Here is a 16,571-nt window from a genome sequence, read left to right as displayed (position 1 = left end):
GAGCATGATCACAAGGCTGAACCTGACTTTATCGGCCATTCCCGACGCACCGGTTTTCCTGATGCTGCGGGTGTTTCCTGCGCTGGTGTTCTGGCAGTCGGGGCGAACCAAGGTGGACGGGTTCTCGATCAAGGACTCCACATGGTTCCTGTTCGAACATGAATATGCCCTGCCGCTGATCCCGCATGAGATGGCGGCAGTCATGGCAACTCTGGCCGAGCATCTTTTGCCCGCACTCCTGATCCTTGGTCTGTTCACCCGGTTTTCCGCGCTTGGGCTGCTGGCCATGACGGCCGTTATCCAGATTTTTGTCTATCCCGATGCCTGGATGACACATGGGTTGTGGGCCGCGCCGCTTCTGGCCGTGGTCGCGCGGGGGCCGGGGCGGTGGGCGGTCGATCATCTGGCCGGGTTTGATCGCGCGGCGGGGCGCTAGATGGCAATCGTCTTTGCCTATCTTGCGGGCGTATTGACGCTGATCAACCTTTGCGTCTTGCCGGTGTTGCCCATCGTTGTCGCGAGCAGCCTTCAGACCGACGGGCGCGCACCCTTGGCCCTTGCCGCAGGGATGGGGCTGTCCTTTGTCGTGTTCGGCATGGGCGTTGCAGCCATTGGCCCGGCGTTTGGCATTCATTCTGACGATCTCACGCGCATCGCCGCGCTGGGGATGGTCGGCTTCGGTCTGGTTCTCGCCGTGCCAGCACTGGGGCGACGGTTTTCCATGGCATCGGCGGGGCTTGCAGCCGCAGCGGATGCCCGCATCACCGCCACCCCGCGCGGGATCGGGGCCGAGTTTGCGGGCGGCGCGCTTCTGGGTGCGGTCTGGAGCCCGTGCATCGGCCCCACGCTTGGCGCGGCCATCGCGCTGGCCAGCACGGGCGAGAGCCTTGGTCATGCCGCTGCCGTCATGGCCGCCTTTGCCGCGGGGGTGGCAACCCTGATCCTCGCCGCTGCCTATGGTTTGCGGGGGTGGCTCAGGCAGAACATGGCGCGGATGGTGGCACTTTCGGTCCGGGCGCGGCCGGTCATGGGCTGGGTTTTCATCGCCGTCGGCACCGCGCTGTTCCTTGGCCTGAACCACATGCTCGAGGCCACCGCGCTGCGCATCCTGCCCACTTGGCTCGTCGATCTTTCCGTCAGCATCTGAACACGAGGTATCCCATGAACCGCCGAACGCTGCTTTTGTCCACCGCCGCCCTGCTGCTGGGCGGCCCCGTGCGCGCCGATGACCGGACGTTCTATTCTCCCGGCCTCGCCGAAGCAGCGATGGATGCGGGCGAAGTGGTCATCCTCGACTTCTGGGCCAGCTGGTGCAGCACCTGCGCGGCACAGGAACGCGTGATCGCGCGGCTGATGGCCGAAACCCCGGCCTATGGCCGCAAGATCCGTTTCATCGTCGTGGACTGGGACCAGTATGGCAAGGGCAAGCTATCGCAGGCATTGAAGATTCCGCGGCGGTCGACCCTCGTCGCGCTCAAAGGGCATGCAGAGATCGGCCGCATCGTCGCCGGAACGGGACAGGCGGAAATCAGGACGCTCTTCGATGCTGCGCTGGCGGCGGCCGGATGATGGCGACCAACACCCTTTCACCAAGCCGTGATTGCTCTGTGCGGTCCGCTTCAGTTAGGGTGGTGCCCGTGGGCATGGAGGTTCGGTTGCAGCAGGACGAGACGTGGGAAGTCTTGCTGGCCCGCGCAAATGATGGCGACGGCGCGGCCTTTGCGCGGTTCCTGCACGCCGTCACGCCCACGCTGCGCGCCGTGATCCGGCGGCGGGGCGACGGGCTTCCCCCCGACGAGCACGAGGATATTCTGCAAGAGGTGCTTCTGGCGATCCATCTGAAGCGGCAGACGTGGCGACGGGATGCGCCGGTCAGGCCGTGGCTTTATGCAGTGGCGCGCTACAAGGTGGTGGATGCCTTCCGGCGGCGTGGGGCCTCGGTGACCTTGCCGATCGAGGACTTTGCCGAGGTGCTGCCCGAAGAGAATGCCGCGGCTCCCTTGTCCGGACGGGATGCCGAAGTCATGTTGAAAATGATCGACGCGCGATCAGCCCGGCTGATCAGGGCGGTGGCGCTGGATGGAAAGACCGCCGAAGAAGCGGGCGAGACGGTCGGCATGACCGCAGGTGCCGCGCGTGTTGCGCTGCACCGGGCGATGCGGCGGCTGTCGGACCTTGCCGAAAGGATGATGAAATGACGAACAGGCAAAGCACCCGGGATCTGATCCGCGACCTTGCCGCAGCCCCCGCGCCCGTGCCGTTCAATCCCGTCGCCACGGCGGGCGGGATGCTGACTTTGCTTGTGATCGGACTTGTCCCGTTTCTGGCGGTCTCGGGTCTGCGGCCCGATCTGGCCGCCGCATGGGAGCAGCTGCCGGTGCAGGCCAAGACAGTTCTGCCGGTGCTGCTTTCAATCTCGGCGATCTGGCTTGCTCTGCGGTCTTCAAGACCAGAGGCGCGACTTGCACTGTGGCCCTTGGCTGTTCCCGCCGCGCCGGCCATTGCGCTGGTCCTCTGGCGCCTTGCCGGCGCTGAGGGTTCCTTGCTGTCGGAAACGATGGGGCAGACTGCGCTTGTCTGCCTTGGCTCGATTACACTGCTCTCGGCGCTTCCTCTGGCGGCTGGCGTCTGCCTGCTGCGACGCGCGGCGCCGACGCGCCCCGTCCTGACCGGCACACTGTTGGGCATCGCGGCCGCAGCAGGTGTCACAGCGGGCTATGCTCTGCACTGCACAGAGGATTCCCCGCTTTTCTTCGTGACGTGGTATGGGCTTGCCATCGGAATCGTCGGCATGACCGGTGCGTGGCTGGGGCATCAGTTCTTGCGCTGGTGACCGTCGTCGTGCTCCGACCGGATCAAGCCCCTGTTGCGCCAGTTTCAAGCCGGACACATTTTTATCTTGCTGCAACCGACCGGTTTCCGCCCGTCACGTCGCGCGCCGCAGCCGATCTTTCGGCCCGCGAGTGCGCCTCTTGTGTCGGTCTGCAGGGCGATAAATCGGTCCGGCGCTGGCCACAAGGCCAACGCTTTCGCACGTGGAATTTTGCGCCGGGCCGAGAGAGCAGTGTACCGGCCCTGGGGCCCCCCGGGCCGGCACAAATCAGGTCACGCCCCCCTTGCAAGTGCCACGGCGTCAGATCCTGCGGAAGAGTGCGATCGGTCTGATCCATGGTAATCCCCCATGTTTAATGGGGTGCGTGCCGCCCTTTTTCAGTTCACCCGCATTTGGAATAACCGCAGCTGGCGCAGGTCATGCAGCCTTCGATCATGCGCATGTCAAAGCTGCCGCAGCTGGAGCAGCTTTTGCCGCGCGGCGCGCCGATGGCGACGACTTCGGCATGGGGGTCGGATTTCAGCCCCATGCCTTCGCCTTCGATAAAGCCGATCTCGATCAGGTGGCGTTCGACCACGCCACCGATGGCGGCGAGGATCGACGGGATGTATTTGCCTTCCATCCACGCCCCGCCGCGCGGGTCGAACACGGCTTTAAGCTCTTCAACCACAAAGGAAATATCACCGCCCCTGCGGAACACCGCCGAAATCATCCGGGTCAGCGCCACGGTCCAGGCAAAATGCTCCATGTTCTTGGAGTTGATGAACACCTCGAACGGGCGGCGGTGGCCAGAGATGATGATGTCGTTGATGGTGATATAGAGCGCGTGTTCGGAGCCCGGCCATTTCAGCTTGTAGGTCGCGCCCTCCAATGCGGCGGGGCGGTCGAGCGGTTCCGACAGGTAAATCACCTCGCCATCCTGCTGGCCATTGGCCGGAGCCTCGGACGGAGCTTTGTCTGACGCTTCGGAGACGGTCAGCACCGAGCCGGTCACATCGTTCGGGCGGTAAGTGGTGCAGCCTTTGCAGCCCTGATCCCAGGCGGCCATGTAGACCTGCTGGAAATCTTCAAAGCTGATGTCTTCCGGGCAGTTGATGGTTTTCGAGATGCTGCTGTCGACCCATTTCTGTGCAGCTGCCTGCATGCGCACATGATCCAGCGGCGGCAGGGTTTGCGCATTCACGAAATGCTCCGGCAGCGGCGCATCGCCCATTTTCTCGCGCCACAGGCGGACGGCGTAATCGACCACCTCTTCCTCGGTGCGCGAGCCGTCTTTTTGCAGCACCTTGCGGGTGTAGGCATAGGCGAACACCGGCTCGATGCCGGACGACACGTTGCCGGCATAGAGGCTGATGGTGCCGGTCGGTGCAATCGAGGTCAGAAGCGCATTGCGGATGCCGTAGGTGCGGATCGCGTCCTTCACATCGGCGTCCATATGGGTCAACGACCTGGAGGCGAGGAATTTGTCGGCGTCAAACAGCGGGAAGGCGCCCTTTTCGCGGGCAAGGTCGACCGACGCGAGGTAGGAGGCGCGGGCGATGGCGTGCATCCAGGTGTCGGTGATCGTCGCGGCCTCGACGCTGCCATAACGCGCGCCGACCATCAGCAGCGCATCGGCAAGCCCGGTGACGCCAAGACCGATCCGGCGTTTTGCCCGCGCTTCGGCCTCTTGCTGCGGCAGCGGGAAGCGGCTGGCATCGACCACGTTGTCCATCATCCGCACGGCGGTGCGGACCAGATCATCCAGCGCGTCCAGATCAAGGGCGGCACCGGCGGCAAAGGCATCTTTTACCAGCGCGGCCATGTTGATCGAGCCCAGAAGGCAGGCACCATAAGGCGGCAGCGGCTGTTCACCGCAGGGGTTGGTGGCGGCGATGGTCTCGCAATAGGACAGGTTGTTCATCGTGTTGATACGGTCGATGAAGATCACACCCGGCTCGGCGAAATCAAAAGTGTTGCGCATGATCTTGTTCCACAGATCGCGCGCCTGCAGCGTTTTGTAGACCTTGTCGCCGAACACCAGCTCCCACGGGCCATCGGCCTTGACCGCCGCCATGAACGGGTCGGTGACCAGCACCGACAAGTTGAACATGCGCAGACGGGCCGGGTCTTTCTTGGCCTCGATGAACGCCTCGATATCCGGGTGGTCGCAGCGCATGGTGGCCATCATCGCGCCCCGGCGGCTGCCGGCCGACATGATGGTGCGGCACATCGCATCCCAGACATCCATGAAGGACAAGGGACCAGAGGCATCGGCGGCGACGCCCTTCACCTCGGCCCCGCGCGGGCGGATGGTGCTGAAATCATAACCGATGCCGCCACCCTGCTGCATGGTCAGCGCGGCCTCTTTGAGCCCGTCAAAGATGCCGCCCATGTTGTCGGGGATCGTGCCCATGACAAAGCAGTTGAACAGCGTGACCGACCGACCGGTGCCCGCGCCTGCGGTGATGCGGCCGGCGGGCAGGTATTTGAAATCTTCGAGCGCGTGGTAGAATTTTTCCTCCCACTTGGCCGGATCCTTCTCGACCGAGGCGATGGCGCGGGCGATCCGGCGCCAGGTGTCTTCGACCGAACCGTCGATCGCTGTGCCATCCTGCGCTTTGAACCGGTATTTCATGTCCCAGATCTGTTCGGCAATGGGCGCAGCGAATCGGGACATGGGACAGCCTTGTATTTGTGGGGAATGAAGCGGAACGCACAAAATACGCCCCTATGGCGCGGGGGTCAACCGAGCGCGACGCCTTGCCGTTGCAGCGCCACGCCCTATTGTGGCCTTTCAGAAACAAGGAAGCGAGTCGGTGGCAGATCACATTCACATCCTGAAACTCTGTGTCGGCGCCGAAAGCGTGGAGGATCTGCTGGACTGGCAGCGCAGCCAGCGGGCGCGCTGGCCCAAGGACCGTGCCGTGCACGTCACCCGGATGTGGCCCAAACGCGCCGATGAGGTGCTGGCCGGTGGCTCACTCTATTGGGTGATCAAGGGCGTGGTGCTGGCGCGGCAGCGGATTGTCGGGCTGGAGCCGGTGACGGGCGAAGACGGCATCTCGCGCTGTGCCATCGTGCTCGACGCCGAGGTGACCCGCACGCAAGCCGTCCCCCGCCGCCCGTTTCAGGGCTGGCGCTATCTGGACCCGAAAGACGCCCCGCCCGACCTGCTGCCGGGCCGGGAGGCCGAGGAGGCTCTGCCGCCGGGGCTGGCGGAGGCGATGGCGGAGTTTGGGTTGCGGTGAGGGGGCGCTTTTAGCTAAAGAGCTTTCCATAGGTGGGTCGCACTACCCGCCAGCGGCTGATAGCCGCGCCGCTCATAGAATGCTCGTGCCGTTTTGGTACTCTCCAGCAGGCACCTTTGCGCATGATGCATCCGCGCTTCGCTTTCAAGCGCGGCCAGCACGGCCTTGCTGACACCACAAAATCGCGCGTCAGGGTGTACATAGTTCAAAAGTACATTGCCGAGCTGATCCACCATCCCGACACCGGCAATGCGATCTTTCAGTTCTGCAACAAATACCGCAGCGTCAGGACGATCAATCCACGCCATCCAGGTCGCCTCTGTCTTATTGCGCAACCAGTTTGTGAGCCTTTGCGGATCGTCCTCGTAGTCGGCAACGCACAATTCGGAAATAGATCGACGGATTGTGTCGATTGCTGAATGCGCATCTGCCTCGGTGCCCCGTCGGACCAGCGTTTCCATGACCTTCTCCTTCTCCGAAGAGCGAATGTGGGGACTGATACAGTCTCCCTCAAACCTCCTCAATCATCACCACCCCCTGCATCGCCTTGATTGCCCCCTTGATCTGCGGGGTGATCGGATAGGGCTGCGGCAGGATCAGGTCGATTTCGCGGCCCTGATCGTCGGGCACGCAGAGGGTGATCTGGGCGCGGTGGCGGCCTTCGACCTTGGCCAACAGGGCGGCGAGGGAGGGCACCGCCTCGGCGCGGTTCAGGTGGATGCGCATGTCGGCGGACCCGGCCTCGGCCGCGACCGCGTCGATCGGCTGCACGCCATTGGCCAGCAGTTTGACGCCATCACCATCGGGGTCAACCTTGACCGTCAGCACCACATTGCGGCCCGGTTCGAGGAAATCGCGCGCGGCTTCCAGCACGTCGGAGAACACGGTGACCTCATAAAGGCCCGTGGGGTCCGACAGCTGGACAAAGGCAAAGCGGTTGCCACGGGCCGATTTGCGCTCCTGCTTTGACGCGACCGATCCGGCGATTTTCGCAATCAGCGGGCCGCGTTGGGCCAGTTGCGTGATCTCGGTCAGCGTCTTCACATCCTTGCGCTTCAACGGCCCCATATAGTCATCCAGCGGATGGCCCGACAGGTAAAAGCCGACCGCCTGATGTTCATGCCCCAGCCGTTCCACCGGCTGCCAGTCGTCGCGGAACGGCAGGCGCGGTTCGGGAATGTCGGCCCCGGCCTCGCCGAACAGCGACACCTGATTGCTGGATTTCGCCTCATGGATCGCGGCCGAAAAGGCGACCAGCGGGTCAAGGCCTTCGAACACGCGGGCGCGGTTGGGGTCAAGCTGGTCAAAGGCCCCGGCGCGGGCCAGCATCTCCATCGGGCGCTTGCCGACCCGTTTCAGATCGACGCGGCGGGCAAAGTCGAACAGGCTGGCAAAGGGCTTGTCCCCCCGCGCCTGCTCGATCAGTTTCATCGCCTCGACGCCGACGTTTTTCAAAGCGCCAAGGGCATAGATCAATGCGCCCTCGCGCACGGTAAAGGTGGCAAGGCTGCGGTTTACGCAAGGCGCGACCATCGCGATCCCCAGCTTGTCGACCTCGCGTTTGTAGACAGCCAGCTTGTCGGTCAGGTGGATATCGCAGTTCATCACCCCGGCCATGAATTCCGCCGGGTAATTCGCCTTGAGATAGGCCGTCTGATACGACACCACCGCATAGGCAGCCGCGTGGGATTTGTTGAACCCGTAGTTGGCGAATTTCTCCAGCAGGTCAAAAACCTCACCCGCCTTTTTCGCATCAATCCCGTGGGTCTTCTTGGCGCCGTCGATGAATTTGGGCCGTTCTTTCGCCATTTCCTCGGCGATCTTTTTTCCCATCGCGCGGCGCAACAGGTCGGCGCCGCCAAGCGAATAGCCGCCCATGACCTGCGCGATCTGCATCACCTGTTCCTGATAGACGATGATGCCTTGGGTCTCTTTCAGGATCGGGTCGATGGTCGGATGCAGCGATTCAATCTCGCGCAGCCCGTTTTTCACCTCGCAATAGACCGGGATATTCTCCATCGGGCCGGGACGGTACAGCGCCACCAGTGCCACGATATCCTCGATACAGGTCGGCTTCATCCGGCGCAGCGCATCCATCATGCCGCTGGATTCCACCTGAAATACCGCGACTGTCTTGGCGGCAGCGTACAGCTCATAGCTGGGTTTGTCGTCCAGCGGGATCAGGTTGATGTCGAAAGAGATGCCGCGCAGGGCCAAAAGGTCCATCGCGTTCTGGATCACGGTCAGGGTCTTCAGCCCCAGAAAGTCGAACTTGACCAGCCCCGCCGCCTCGACCCATTTCATGTTGAACTGGGTGGCGGGCATGTCAGAGCGCGGATCCTGATACAAGGGCACCAGCTCGTCCAGCGGGCGGTCGCCGATCACCACCCCGGCGGCATGGGTCGAGGCGTTGCGGTACAGCCCTTCGATCTGCTGGGCAAAGCCGAGCAGGCGACCCACCACCTCCTCCTTGGCGGCTTCGCGCAGGCGCGGCTCATCGGCGAGCGCCTTGGTGATGCTGACCGGCTTTACCCCCTCGACCGGGATCATTTTCGACAGCCGGTCCACCTGGCCATAAGACAGCTGCAACACCCGGCCCACATCGCGCACGGCGGCTTTCGACAGCAAGGCACCAAAGGTGATGATCTGCCCCACCTTGTCGCGGCCATAGCGGTCCTGCACGTAGCGGATCACCTCTTCGCGGCGGTCCATGCAGAAGTCGATGTCGAAGTCAGGCATGCTGACCCGTTCCGGGTTCAGGAACCGCTCAAACAGCAGGGCATAGCGCAGCGGGTCAAGGTCGGTGATGGTCAGCGCATAGGCGACCAGCGACCCGGCCCCCGACCCCCGCCCCGGCCCCACCGGAATGCCATTGTCCTTGGCCCATTTGATAAAGTCGGACACGATCAGGAAGTAGCCGGGAAAGCCCATGCCCTCGATCACGTTCAGCTCAAAATCCAGCCGGGCCTGATACTCTTCCGGCGTCACCGCATGGGGGATGATCGCCAGCCGCGCCTGCAACCCCGCATTGGCCTGACGCCGCAGTTCCTGCACCTCGTCATCGGCGAATTTCGGCAGGATCGGCTTGCGCTTGTAGGCAGCAAAAGCACAGCGGCGGGCGATTTCCACCGTATTCTCCAGCGCCTCGGGCAGATCGGCGAACAGCGCGCACATCTCGGATTCAGACTTGAAATAGTGCTGCGGGGTCAGGCGGCGGCGGGGCTGCTGCTGATCGACATAGGCGCCCTCGGCGATGCAGATCAGCGCGTCATGCGCCTCGTACATCTCGGCCTTGGGGAAATAGACATCATTGGTCGCCACCAACGGCAGGCCCATGTCATAGGCCAGCTCAAGATGGCCACGCTCCGACCCGGCCTCGGCCGGGGGCAGGCGGCCGCCCTCGCCCGGATGGCGCTGCAACTCGACGTAAAGACGGTCCGGAAACGCCGCCGCCAGCTGCGTCACCAGCGCGCGCGCCTTTGGCATCTGCCCGGCCTGCAGGAACCGGCCGAGCGGGCCATCAGGGCCCCCGGTCAGGCAGATCAGCCCGGCGGCATGGCGGGTCAGGTCTTCGACCGTCACATGCGGCAACTGCCCGTCACCGCGCAGGTACAGGCAAGAGTTCAGCTTCATCAGGTTCATGTAGCCGGCTTCATTCTGCGCCAGCAGAACAATGGGCGCGGGCGCGCGCGGACGCTCGCCCGGCTGGGCCGGATCATGTGCCAGGCTGATCTGGCAGCCGACAATCGGCTGCAGCCCCGCGCCCTGCGCCGTCACCGAGAATTCGAGGGCGGCAAACATGTTGTTGGTATCGGTCACCGCGATGGCGGGCATCTGCGCTGCCTCTGCCAGCTTGACCAATGACTTGACCGGCACCGCGCCTTCCAGCAAGGAATGCTCGGTGTGAACGCGCAGATGAATGAATCGCGGTGCTTTTGACATTGTCCCAGCCTAGCGAAGCATCCGGTCCGGGGAAAGGGTGCCTCATTCTTCGGCAAATCCCGATGGTGCTTCAAATGCGGGGCCGGATATTTGTCTTGCCTTGTGGCGCATCGCCTTGCTTGATGATCTGACAGGGACAAGCTGATAAAAATCTGGGGGTGCATGCCCGTTTTACGCCGCATCGGGCGGGTATGCGAAAAACCTCGAACGGGGAGAAGGCGGCGGACGAACACAATGTCGCAGATTGCGTTTCACCTGAACGGAGCGCCTGTCCGCGTGTCCGATGAAGCCCCTGACCGGACGCTTCTGGACTGGCTGCGCGAAACCCGTGGCCTGACCGGCACCAAGGAAGGCTGCAACGAGGGCGATTGCGGGGCCTGCACGGTGATGGTCACCGATGCCACCGGCAGCCGCGCGCTGAACGCCTGCATCCTGTTCCTGCCGCAGCTGGACGGCAAGGCGGTGCGCACGGTCGAGGGGATCGCAGGGCCAGAGGGTCAGCCGCATCCGGTGCAGCAGGCGATGATCGACCATCACGGCGCGCAATGCGGCTTCTGCACGCCGGGGTTCATCGTGTCGATGGCGACGGCGCATCTGAACGGGGCGACCGATCACGATGACCAGCTGGCGGGCAACCTGTGCCGTTGTACGGGCTACGCCCCCATCATCCGCGCGGCCAAAGCGGCTGAGGCCGCCCCGGTGCCGGAGTGGATGAAGACCGACCGGGATTTCATCTTGGCAAAAATACTCCAGGGGGGTGAGGCCGCAGGCCGATGGGGGGCGGAGCCCCCCCTGCCCGGCTTCCGCCCGCGCACCAGCGATGAGCTGGCGGCGTGGTATCAGGCCAACCCCGACGCCACGCTGATCGCCGGGGCGACCGATGTCGGGCTTTGGGTGACCAAGCAGCTGCGGGCGCTGTCGCCGGTGGCGTTTCTGTCAGGCGTCAGCGATCTGCAGCAGATCGAGGATCAGGGCGACACCATCCGCATCGGTGCGGGCGTCACCATTGCCGCCCTGCGCCATGCGCTGGCCCCGCGCTTTCCGTCGCTGGGTGAGCTCTTGCGGCGCTATTCCAGCGAACAGGTGCGCAATGCCGCCACCATCGGCGGCAACATCGCCAATGGCTCGCCGATCGGCGACGGGCCACCGGCGCTGATCGCGTTGGGGGCCGTGCTGCACCTGCGCCGGGGCGAGGCGCGGCGCGGGATGGCGCTGGAGGATTTCTTTCTGGAATACCGCAAGCAGGACCGGCAGCCGGGGGAATTTGTCGAGGCGGTGACGATCCCGGCTTACGCGCCAGACCTGCGCTGTTACAAGCTGTCGAAACGGTTCGATCAGGATATCTCGGCGGTCTGCGGCTGCTTCAATCTGGGGGTTGAAGACGGCCTCATCACCTCGGCCCGCATCGCCTTTGGCGGCATGGCGGGCACGCCGAAACGGGCGGCGGCGGTCGAGGCGGCGCTGATCGGCAAACCGATGACGCCCGAGACGGCAGATGCGGCGGCGGCGCTGATGGCGCAGGATTTCACGCCATTGTCCGATATGCGGGCCTCAGCCGGGTACCGGCTGCAGACCGCGCAGAACATGCTGCGGCGCTACGTGCATGATCTGGCCGGCGTGCCGGTATCTGTGCTGGAGGTGCGGGCATGAGCATGGGCAAATCCCTGCCGCATGACGCGGCCCCGCTGCATGTGACCGGACAGGCGCGCTATGTCGATGACATCCCGCTGCCCGCCAATGCGCTGCATCTGGCTTTTGGCCTGTCCACCATTGCGCATGGCACTGTCACCAGCCTTGACCTGGCTGCCGTGCGCGCCGCCCCCGGCGTGGTGGCGGTCTACGGGCCGGACGATTTTACCGAGGTGCCCGATTGCAGCCCTTCGGCGCATGACGAGCCGCTGATCTCGACCGGCGCGGTGTTCTACCTTGGCATGCCGCTGTTTCTGGTGGCGGCCACCAGCCATCTGGCCGCGCGCAAGGCCGCAAGGTTGGCCAAGGTGAGCTATGCCGAACAGCCTGCGCTTTTGACGGTGGACGACGCCCTCGCCGCCAACAGCCGGTTCGAGGACGGGCCGGTGATCTGGTCCAAGGGCGATGCCGCCCGCGCGATTCAAACCGCCCCCCATGTGGTCGAGGGTAGGTTTGAGGTCGGCGGGCAGGAGCATTTCTATCTGGAAGGTCAGGTCGCGGCCTGCCTGCCGCTGGAAGGCGGCGACCTTCTGGTGCATTCCTCGACCCAGCACCCGAGCGAGATCCAGCACAAGGTCGCCCACGCCCTGCATCTGCCGATGAGCGCGGTGCGGGTCGAGGTGCGCCGCATGGGCGGTGGCTTTGGCGGCAAGGAAAGCCAAGGCAACGCGCTTGCCATCGCCTGCGCTGTGGTGGCGGCCCGCACCGGGCGCCCCGCGAAAATGCGTTATGACCGCGATGATGACATGATGATCACCGGCAAGCGCCATGATCTGCGCATCCTCTACCGCGCTGGGTTCGACGATCAGGGCAAGCTGACCGGGGTGGACTTCACCCATCTGTTCCGCTGCGGCTGGGCGCAGGACCTGTCGCTGCCGGTCGCCGACCGCGCCATGCTGCATGCCGACAACTGCTATCACCTGCCCGACATCCGCATCGAAAGCCACCGCCTGAAGACCCACACCCAAAGCGCCACCGCCTTTCGCGGCTTTGGCGGACCGCAGGGCATGGTCGGGATCGAGCGGGTGATGGACCATGTGGCGCATGTGCTGGGCCGCGATCCGCTGGAGGTGCGGCGGGCGAATTTCTATACCGCAATGGTCGGTGGGGCTTTGCCGGCGGGCGACGCTGCACCCGCCGACACGGCCCCGGACCGCCCGCCGGTGGATGATGAGATCGACCTGACCTCACGCGGGGCGATTGCGGCAACCCCCGGGGGCCAGCCCCCGGACCCCCGGAGTACTTCTGCCAAGATGAATACGGCAGAGCAGACGACGCCGTTCTTCATGCCGGTGGAGGATTTCATCGGGCATGAGCTGGTCGCGGCGCTGGTGGAGTCTGCGGATTACGCGGCGCGGCGGGCGGCGATTGCCGAGTGGAATGCGACCAGCCCGGTGTTGAAGCGCGGGATTGCACTGACGCCGGTGAAGTTCGGGATTTCCTTTACGCTGACGCATCTCAATCAGGCCGGGGCCTTGGTGCATGTGTATCAGGATGGATCGATCCACCTGAACCATGGCGGCACCGAGATGGGGCAAGGCCTGTTCCAGAAGGTGGCGCAGGTGGCGGCGGGGGTGTTCGGCGTCGATCCGTCGATGGTCAAGATCACCGCGACCGATACCGCCAAGGTGCCCAACACCAGTGCGACCGCGGCGAGTTCCGGGTCTGACCTGAACGGCATGGCCGCGCAGGCGGCCTGCGTGACCATCCGCGACCGGATGGCGGCATTTGTCGCTGGCAAGCATCAGGTCAAGCCGGAGACGGTACGGTTTGCGGATGGCATGGTGAAGGTGGCGGGTGAGGTTTATGACTTTGCGCGGGTGGCAATGTGGGCCTATCAGGCGCGGGTCAGCCTGTCTTCGACCGGGTTTTATGCCACGCCCAAGCTGCAATGGGACCGCAAGGCCGGCAAGGGGCGGCCGTTTCTGTACTTTGCCTATGGGGCGGCGGTGACCGAGGTGGTGATCGACACGCTGACCGGCGAGAACCGGATCTTGCGCGCCGATCTGCTGCATGACACCGGCAACAGCCTGAACCCGGCGCTGGATATCGGCCAGATCGAGGGCGCCTATGTGCAGGGCGCGGGCTGGCTGACGACGGAAGAACTGGTCTGGGATGGCAAGGGCCGGCTGACCACGCATGCGCCCAGCACCTACAAAATCCCGGCCTGTTCGGACCGGCCCGATGTGTTCAACGTCGCCCTCTGGGGGCGGCCCAACCGCGAGGACACGGTCGGCCGGTCCAAGGCGGTGGGCGAGCCGCCGTTCATGCTGGGCATCTCGGCGCTCTACGCGCTGTCGGATGCGGTGGCGGCCTGCGGACCGGGGTATCCGGCGCTGGACGCGCCCGCAACGGCCGAGCGGGTGCTGGCAGCGGTGGGCCGGGTGCGCGGCGATGTTTGATCTGGATGCGTTGGCGGCAGCGGTTGCCGCACATGGGACCGTGGCGCGCGTGGTGATTGCGGCACACGACGGCTCCTCCCCGCGCGAGGCGGGGGCGGCGATGCTGGTCTGGCCGGATAGGCAATCGGGCACCATCGGCGGCGGTGCGCTGGAATATGAGGCGGCAGCCGAGGCGCGGGCGATGCTTGCGACTGGCGGTCGGCGCGTGCGGCGCGTGCCGCTTGGTCCGGCCTTAGGCCAGTGCTGTGGCGGGGCCGTCACGCTGTTGACCGAGGTGTATGACGCAGACTGCCTGCCGCTGGCCGAGGCCGGGGTGGTGGCGCGCAGCGTGGACGGGCGCGAGATGCCGCTGGCGGTGAAGCGCCTGCTGGACCGGGCGCGGGGTCAGGGCGTTTGCCCGGCGCCTCAGTTGCTTCAGGGGTGGTTTGTCGAGCCGGTGGCTGCCCCGGCGCGCGATCTGTGGATCTGGGGCGCGGGCCATGTCGGTCGGGCGCTGGTGGCGGTGCTGGCCCCGGTGCCGGGGCTGAGGATCACTTGGGTCGATGTGGCGGCGGACCGGTTTCCCGATACCATCCCCGCGGGCGTGACCGCCCTGCCCTGCGCCGATGCGGCGCGGCTGGTGGCGCATGCGCCCAAGGGGGCCGAGCATCTGGTGCTGACCTATAGCCACGCGCTGGATCTGGACCTGTGTCACCGCTTGCTGGCGCATGGCTTTGCCCGCGCCGGGGTGATCGGCTCGGTCACGAAATGGGCGCGGTTCCGGTCGCGGCTGGCCGCCCTTGGCCATGGCCCGGCGGAGATTGCCCGCATCGCCTGCCCGATCGGTGACCCCGCCTTGGGCAAACATCCGCAAGCCATTGCCATCGGCGTGGCGCAGGCCGTGCTTTCGCACAAAGCCATCCCTTTGCTGAAGGAGACAGCCCTATGACACGGCCCGAACTGCTGCGCCCCGAACTGCTGCGTGTCGAGGGGGTGACCAAGGCCTATCCGGGCGTGGTTGCCAACTCTGACGTGTCTTTTGCGATTTCCGAGGGGGAAATTCACGCCCTGCTGGGCGAAAATGGCGCGGGCAAATCCACGCTGGTCAAGATGATCTATGGGCTGGTGAAGCCGGATTCCGGGCGGATGACCCTGCGCGGCGCGGCCTATACCCCCGCCGAGCCACGGGCGGCGCGGGCCTCTGGCGTGGCGATGGTGTTCCAGCACTTCAGCCTGTTCGAGGCGCTGAATGTCGCCGAGAACGTGGCGCTGGGGATGGAGAACCCGCCGCCGATGAAAGAACTGGCCAGCCGGATCAAGGCGGTGAGCGAGGAATACGGGCTGCCGCTGGACCCGGCCCGCATGGTGGGCGATCTGTCGGCGGGCGAACGGCAGCGGGTGGAGATCGTGCGCTGCCTGCTGCAGGACCCCAAGCTGTTGATCATGGACGAGCCGACCAGCGTGCTGACCCCGCAGGAGGTGGATATCCTGTTCCGCACCCTGCGGCAGCTGTCAGCCGAGGGTACCGCGATCCTGTACATCAGCCACAAGCTGGAGGAGATCCGCACCCTGTGTGACGAGGCGACGATCCTGCGGCGTGGCAAGGTGGTGGCAACCTGCACCCCGCGCGAGAGGTCAGCACGCGAGATGGCGGAGCTGATGATCGGGGCCACGCTGACGCCGCCGGAACGGGCGGGCGGGACCAAAGGTGCCACGGCGCTGGAGGTGGTTGATCTGTCGGTGGCCTCACCCATCCCTTTTGGCACCTCGTTGAAGAATGTCAGCTTCACGGTGGCAAAGGGCGAGGTGCTGGGTATTGCCGGGGTGGCGGGCAACGGGCAGGACGAATTGCTGCTGGCGCTGTCGGGCGAGGTGCGGGCGGCGCAGGCGGCGGTGAAGATCGACGGCGCGGGCGTGGGACACACCGGGCCGAACGAGCGCCGGTCGCTGGGTCTGGTAGCGGCGCCGGAGGAACGGCTGGGCCATGCGGCGGCACCCGATATGTCTCTGGTGGAGAATGCGTTGTTGTCGGGAGCCTTGCGCAAGGGGCTGACGCGGAACGGGTTCATCGACTGGGGGAAGACGGAGGCGTTTGCCGCCGGAATCGTGAAGGATTTCGACGTGCGCACGCCGGGCACGCATGTAGCGGCCCGCGCCCTGTCGGGCGGCAACCTGCAGAAATTCGTGGTCGGGCGCGAGCTGAGCCAGACGCCGACGATCATCGTGATCAACCAGCCGACCTGGGGCGTGGATGCGGCGGCGGCGGCGAGCATCCGGCAGGCCATTCTGGACCGTGCCGCCGGGGGGGCGGCGGTGGTGGTGATCTCTCAGGATCTGGATGAGCTGCTGGAGATTGCCGACAGCTTTGCCGCGCTGAACGAGGGGCGGCTGACAAGCCCTCGCCCGGTGGCCGGTCTGACCATTGACGAGATCGGGCTGATGATGGGCGGCGCGCATGGCATGGAGGTGGCGCATCATGGGCAGTGACAGCACGGA

Annotated in this window: 13 protein-coding genes; 10 read left to right on the top strand and 3 right to left on the bottom strand. The window is 65.1% G+C overall.

The genetic code is table 11. The features are described 5' to 3' along the window. The first annotated feature begins 4 nt into the window (after positions 1-4). The 5 genes from J2X53_RS01550 (at position 5) to J2X53_RS01530 (ending at position 2,833) form a co-directional block, all read left to right on the top strand. Entirely contained in the window at positions 5-436 is a 432-nt protein-coding gene (locus tag J2X53_RS01550) for a DoxX family protein (RefSeq protein ID WP_349035723.1), read from the top strand. Then, positions 437-1,147, top strand: coding sequence for a cytochrome c biogenesis protein CcdA (locus J2X53_RS01545; protein ID WP_349035722.1), 711 nt, complete (start codon positions 437-439; stop codon positions 1,145-1,147). A gap of 14 nt (positions 1,148-1,161) precedes the next feature. Next, entirely contained in the window at positions 1,162-1,569 is a 408-nt protein-coding gene (locus tag J2X53_RS01540) for a thioredoxin family protein (RefSeq protein ID WP_349035721.1), read from the top strand. Between the two features lie 74 nt (positions 1,570-1,643). Further along, positions 1,644-2,198, top strand: coding sequence for a sigma-70 family RNA polymerase sigma factor (locus J2X53_RS01535; protein ID WP_349036277.1), 555 nt, complete (start codon positions 1,644-1,646; stop codon positions 2,196-2,198). Then, positions 2,195-2,833 carry a DUF1109 domain-containing protein gene (locus J2X53_RS01530; protein ID WP_349035720.1) on the top strand — a complete coding sequence of 213 codons (639 nt, stop codon included), beginning with the start codon at positions 2,195-2,197 and terminating at the stop codon, positions 2,831-2,833. Before J2X53_RS01535 ends, J2X53_RS01530 begins: the two co-directional genes overlap by 4 nt. Positions 2,834-3,215: 382 nt before the next feature. Here the strand turns inward: J2X53_RS01530 and J2X53_RS01525 are convergent, their stop codons facing one another. Further along, complete coding sequence (locus J2X53_RS01525; protein WP_349035719.1) at positions 3,216-5,492, bottom strand: adenosylcobalamin-dependent ribonucleoside-diphosphate reductase; 2,277 nt, start codon at positions 5,490-5,492, stop codon at positions 3,216-3,218. Positions 5,493-5,631: 139 nt separating this feature from the next. On the opposite strand from J2X53_RS01525, the gene J2X53_RS01520 reads away from it, so the two are divergent. Next, complete coding sequence (locus tag J2X53_RS01520; protein WP_349035718.1) at positions 5,632-6,063, top strand: DUF1489 domain-containing protein; 432 nt, start codon at positions 5,632-5,634, stop codon at positions 6,061-6,063. Between the two features lie 14 nt (positions 6,064-6,077). Here the strand turns inward: J2X53_RS01520 and J2X53_RS01515 are convergent, their stop codons facing one another. Together J2X53_RS01515 and dnaE are read right to left on the bottom strand one after the other, a co-directional pair. Further along, the gene (locus tag J2X53_RS01515; RefSeq protein WP_349035717.1) at positions 6,078-6,524 is read right to left on the bottom strand and encodes a GNAT family N-acetyltransferase; all 447 of its coding nucleotides are present in this window, start codon (positions 6,522-6,524) and stop codon (positions 6,078-6,080) included. A gap of 49 nt (positions 6,525-6,573) precedes the next feature. After that, a complete protein-coding gene (dnaE, locus tag J2X53_RS01510) occupies positions 6,574-10,005 on the bottom strand; it encodes a DNA polymerase III subunit alpha (RefSeq protein WP_349035716.1) in 3,432 nt (1,143 codons plus the stop codon). 234 nt (positions 10,006-10,239) lie between these two features. On the opposite strand from dnaE, the gene xdhA reads away from it, so the two are divergent. Genes xdhA through J2X53_RS01490 form a run of 4 tightly spaced genes read left to right on the top strand, consistent with a single transcriptional unit; the run spans position 10,240 to position 16,562 of the window. Further along, positions 10,240-11,655, top strand: coding sequence for a xanthine dehydrogenase small subunit (gene xdhA / locus J2X53_RS01505; protein ID WP_349035715.1), 1,416 nt, complete (start codon positions 10,240-10,242; stop codon positions 11,653-11,655). Then, the gene (xdhB, locus tag J2X53_RS01500; RefSeq protein WP_349035714.1) at positions 11,652-14,096 is read left to right on the top strand and encodes a xanthine dehydrogenase molybdopterin binding subunit; all 2,445 of its coding nucleotides are present in this window, start codon (positions 11,652-11,654) and stop codon (positions 14,094-14,096) included. Before xdhA ends, xdhB begins: the two co-directional genes overlap by 4 nt. Continuing rightward, on the top strand, positions 14,089-15,024 hold the full coding sequence (gene xdhC, locus J2X53_RS01495; RefSeq protein ID WP_349035713.1) for a xanthine dehydrogenase accessory protein XdhC: 936 nt from the start codon (positions 14,089-14,091) through the stop codon (positions 15,022-15,024). Before xdhB ends, xdhC begins: the two co-directional genes overlap by 8 nt. Beyond that, positions 15,021-16,562, top strand: coding sequence for an ABC transporter ATP-binding protein (locus tag J2X53_RS01490; RefSeq protein WP_349035712.1), 1,542 nt, complete (start codon positions 15,021-15,023; stop codon positions 16,560-16,562). Before xdhC ends, J2X53_RS01490 begins: the two co-directional genes overlap by 4 nt. The last annotated feature ends 9 nt before the right edge of the window (positions 16,563-16,571 follow it).

This window comes from Pseudotabrizicola sp. 4114 (assembly GCF_031457365.1).
GTDB lineage: Bacteria > Pseudomonadota > Alphaproteobacteria > Rhodobacterales > Rhodobacteraceae > Pseudotabrizicola.
The sequence above is the reverse complement of the archived record's forward strand: the minus strand, read 5'-3'. Positions and strand labels throughout refer to the sequence as shown.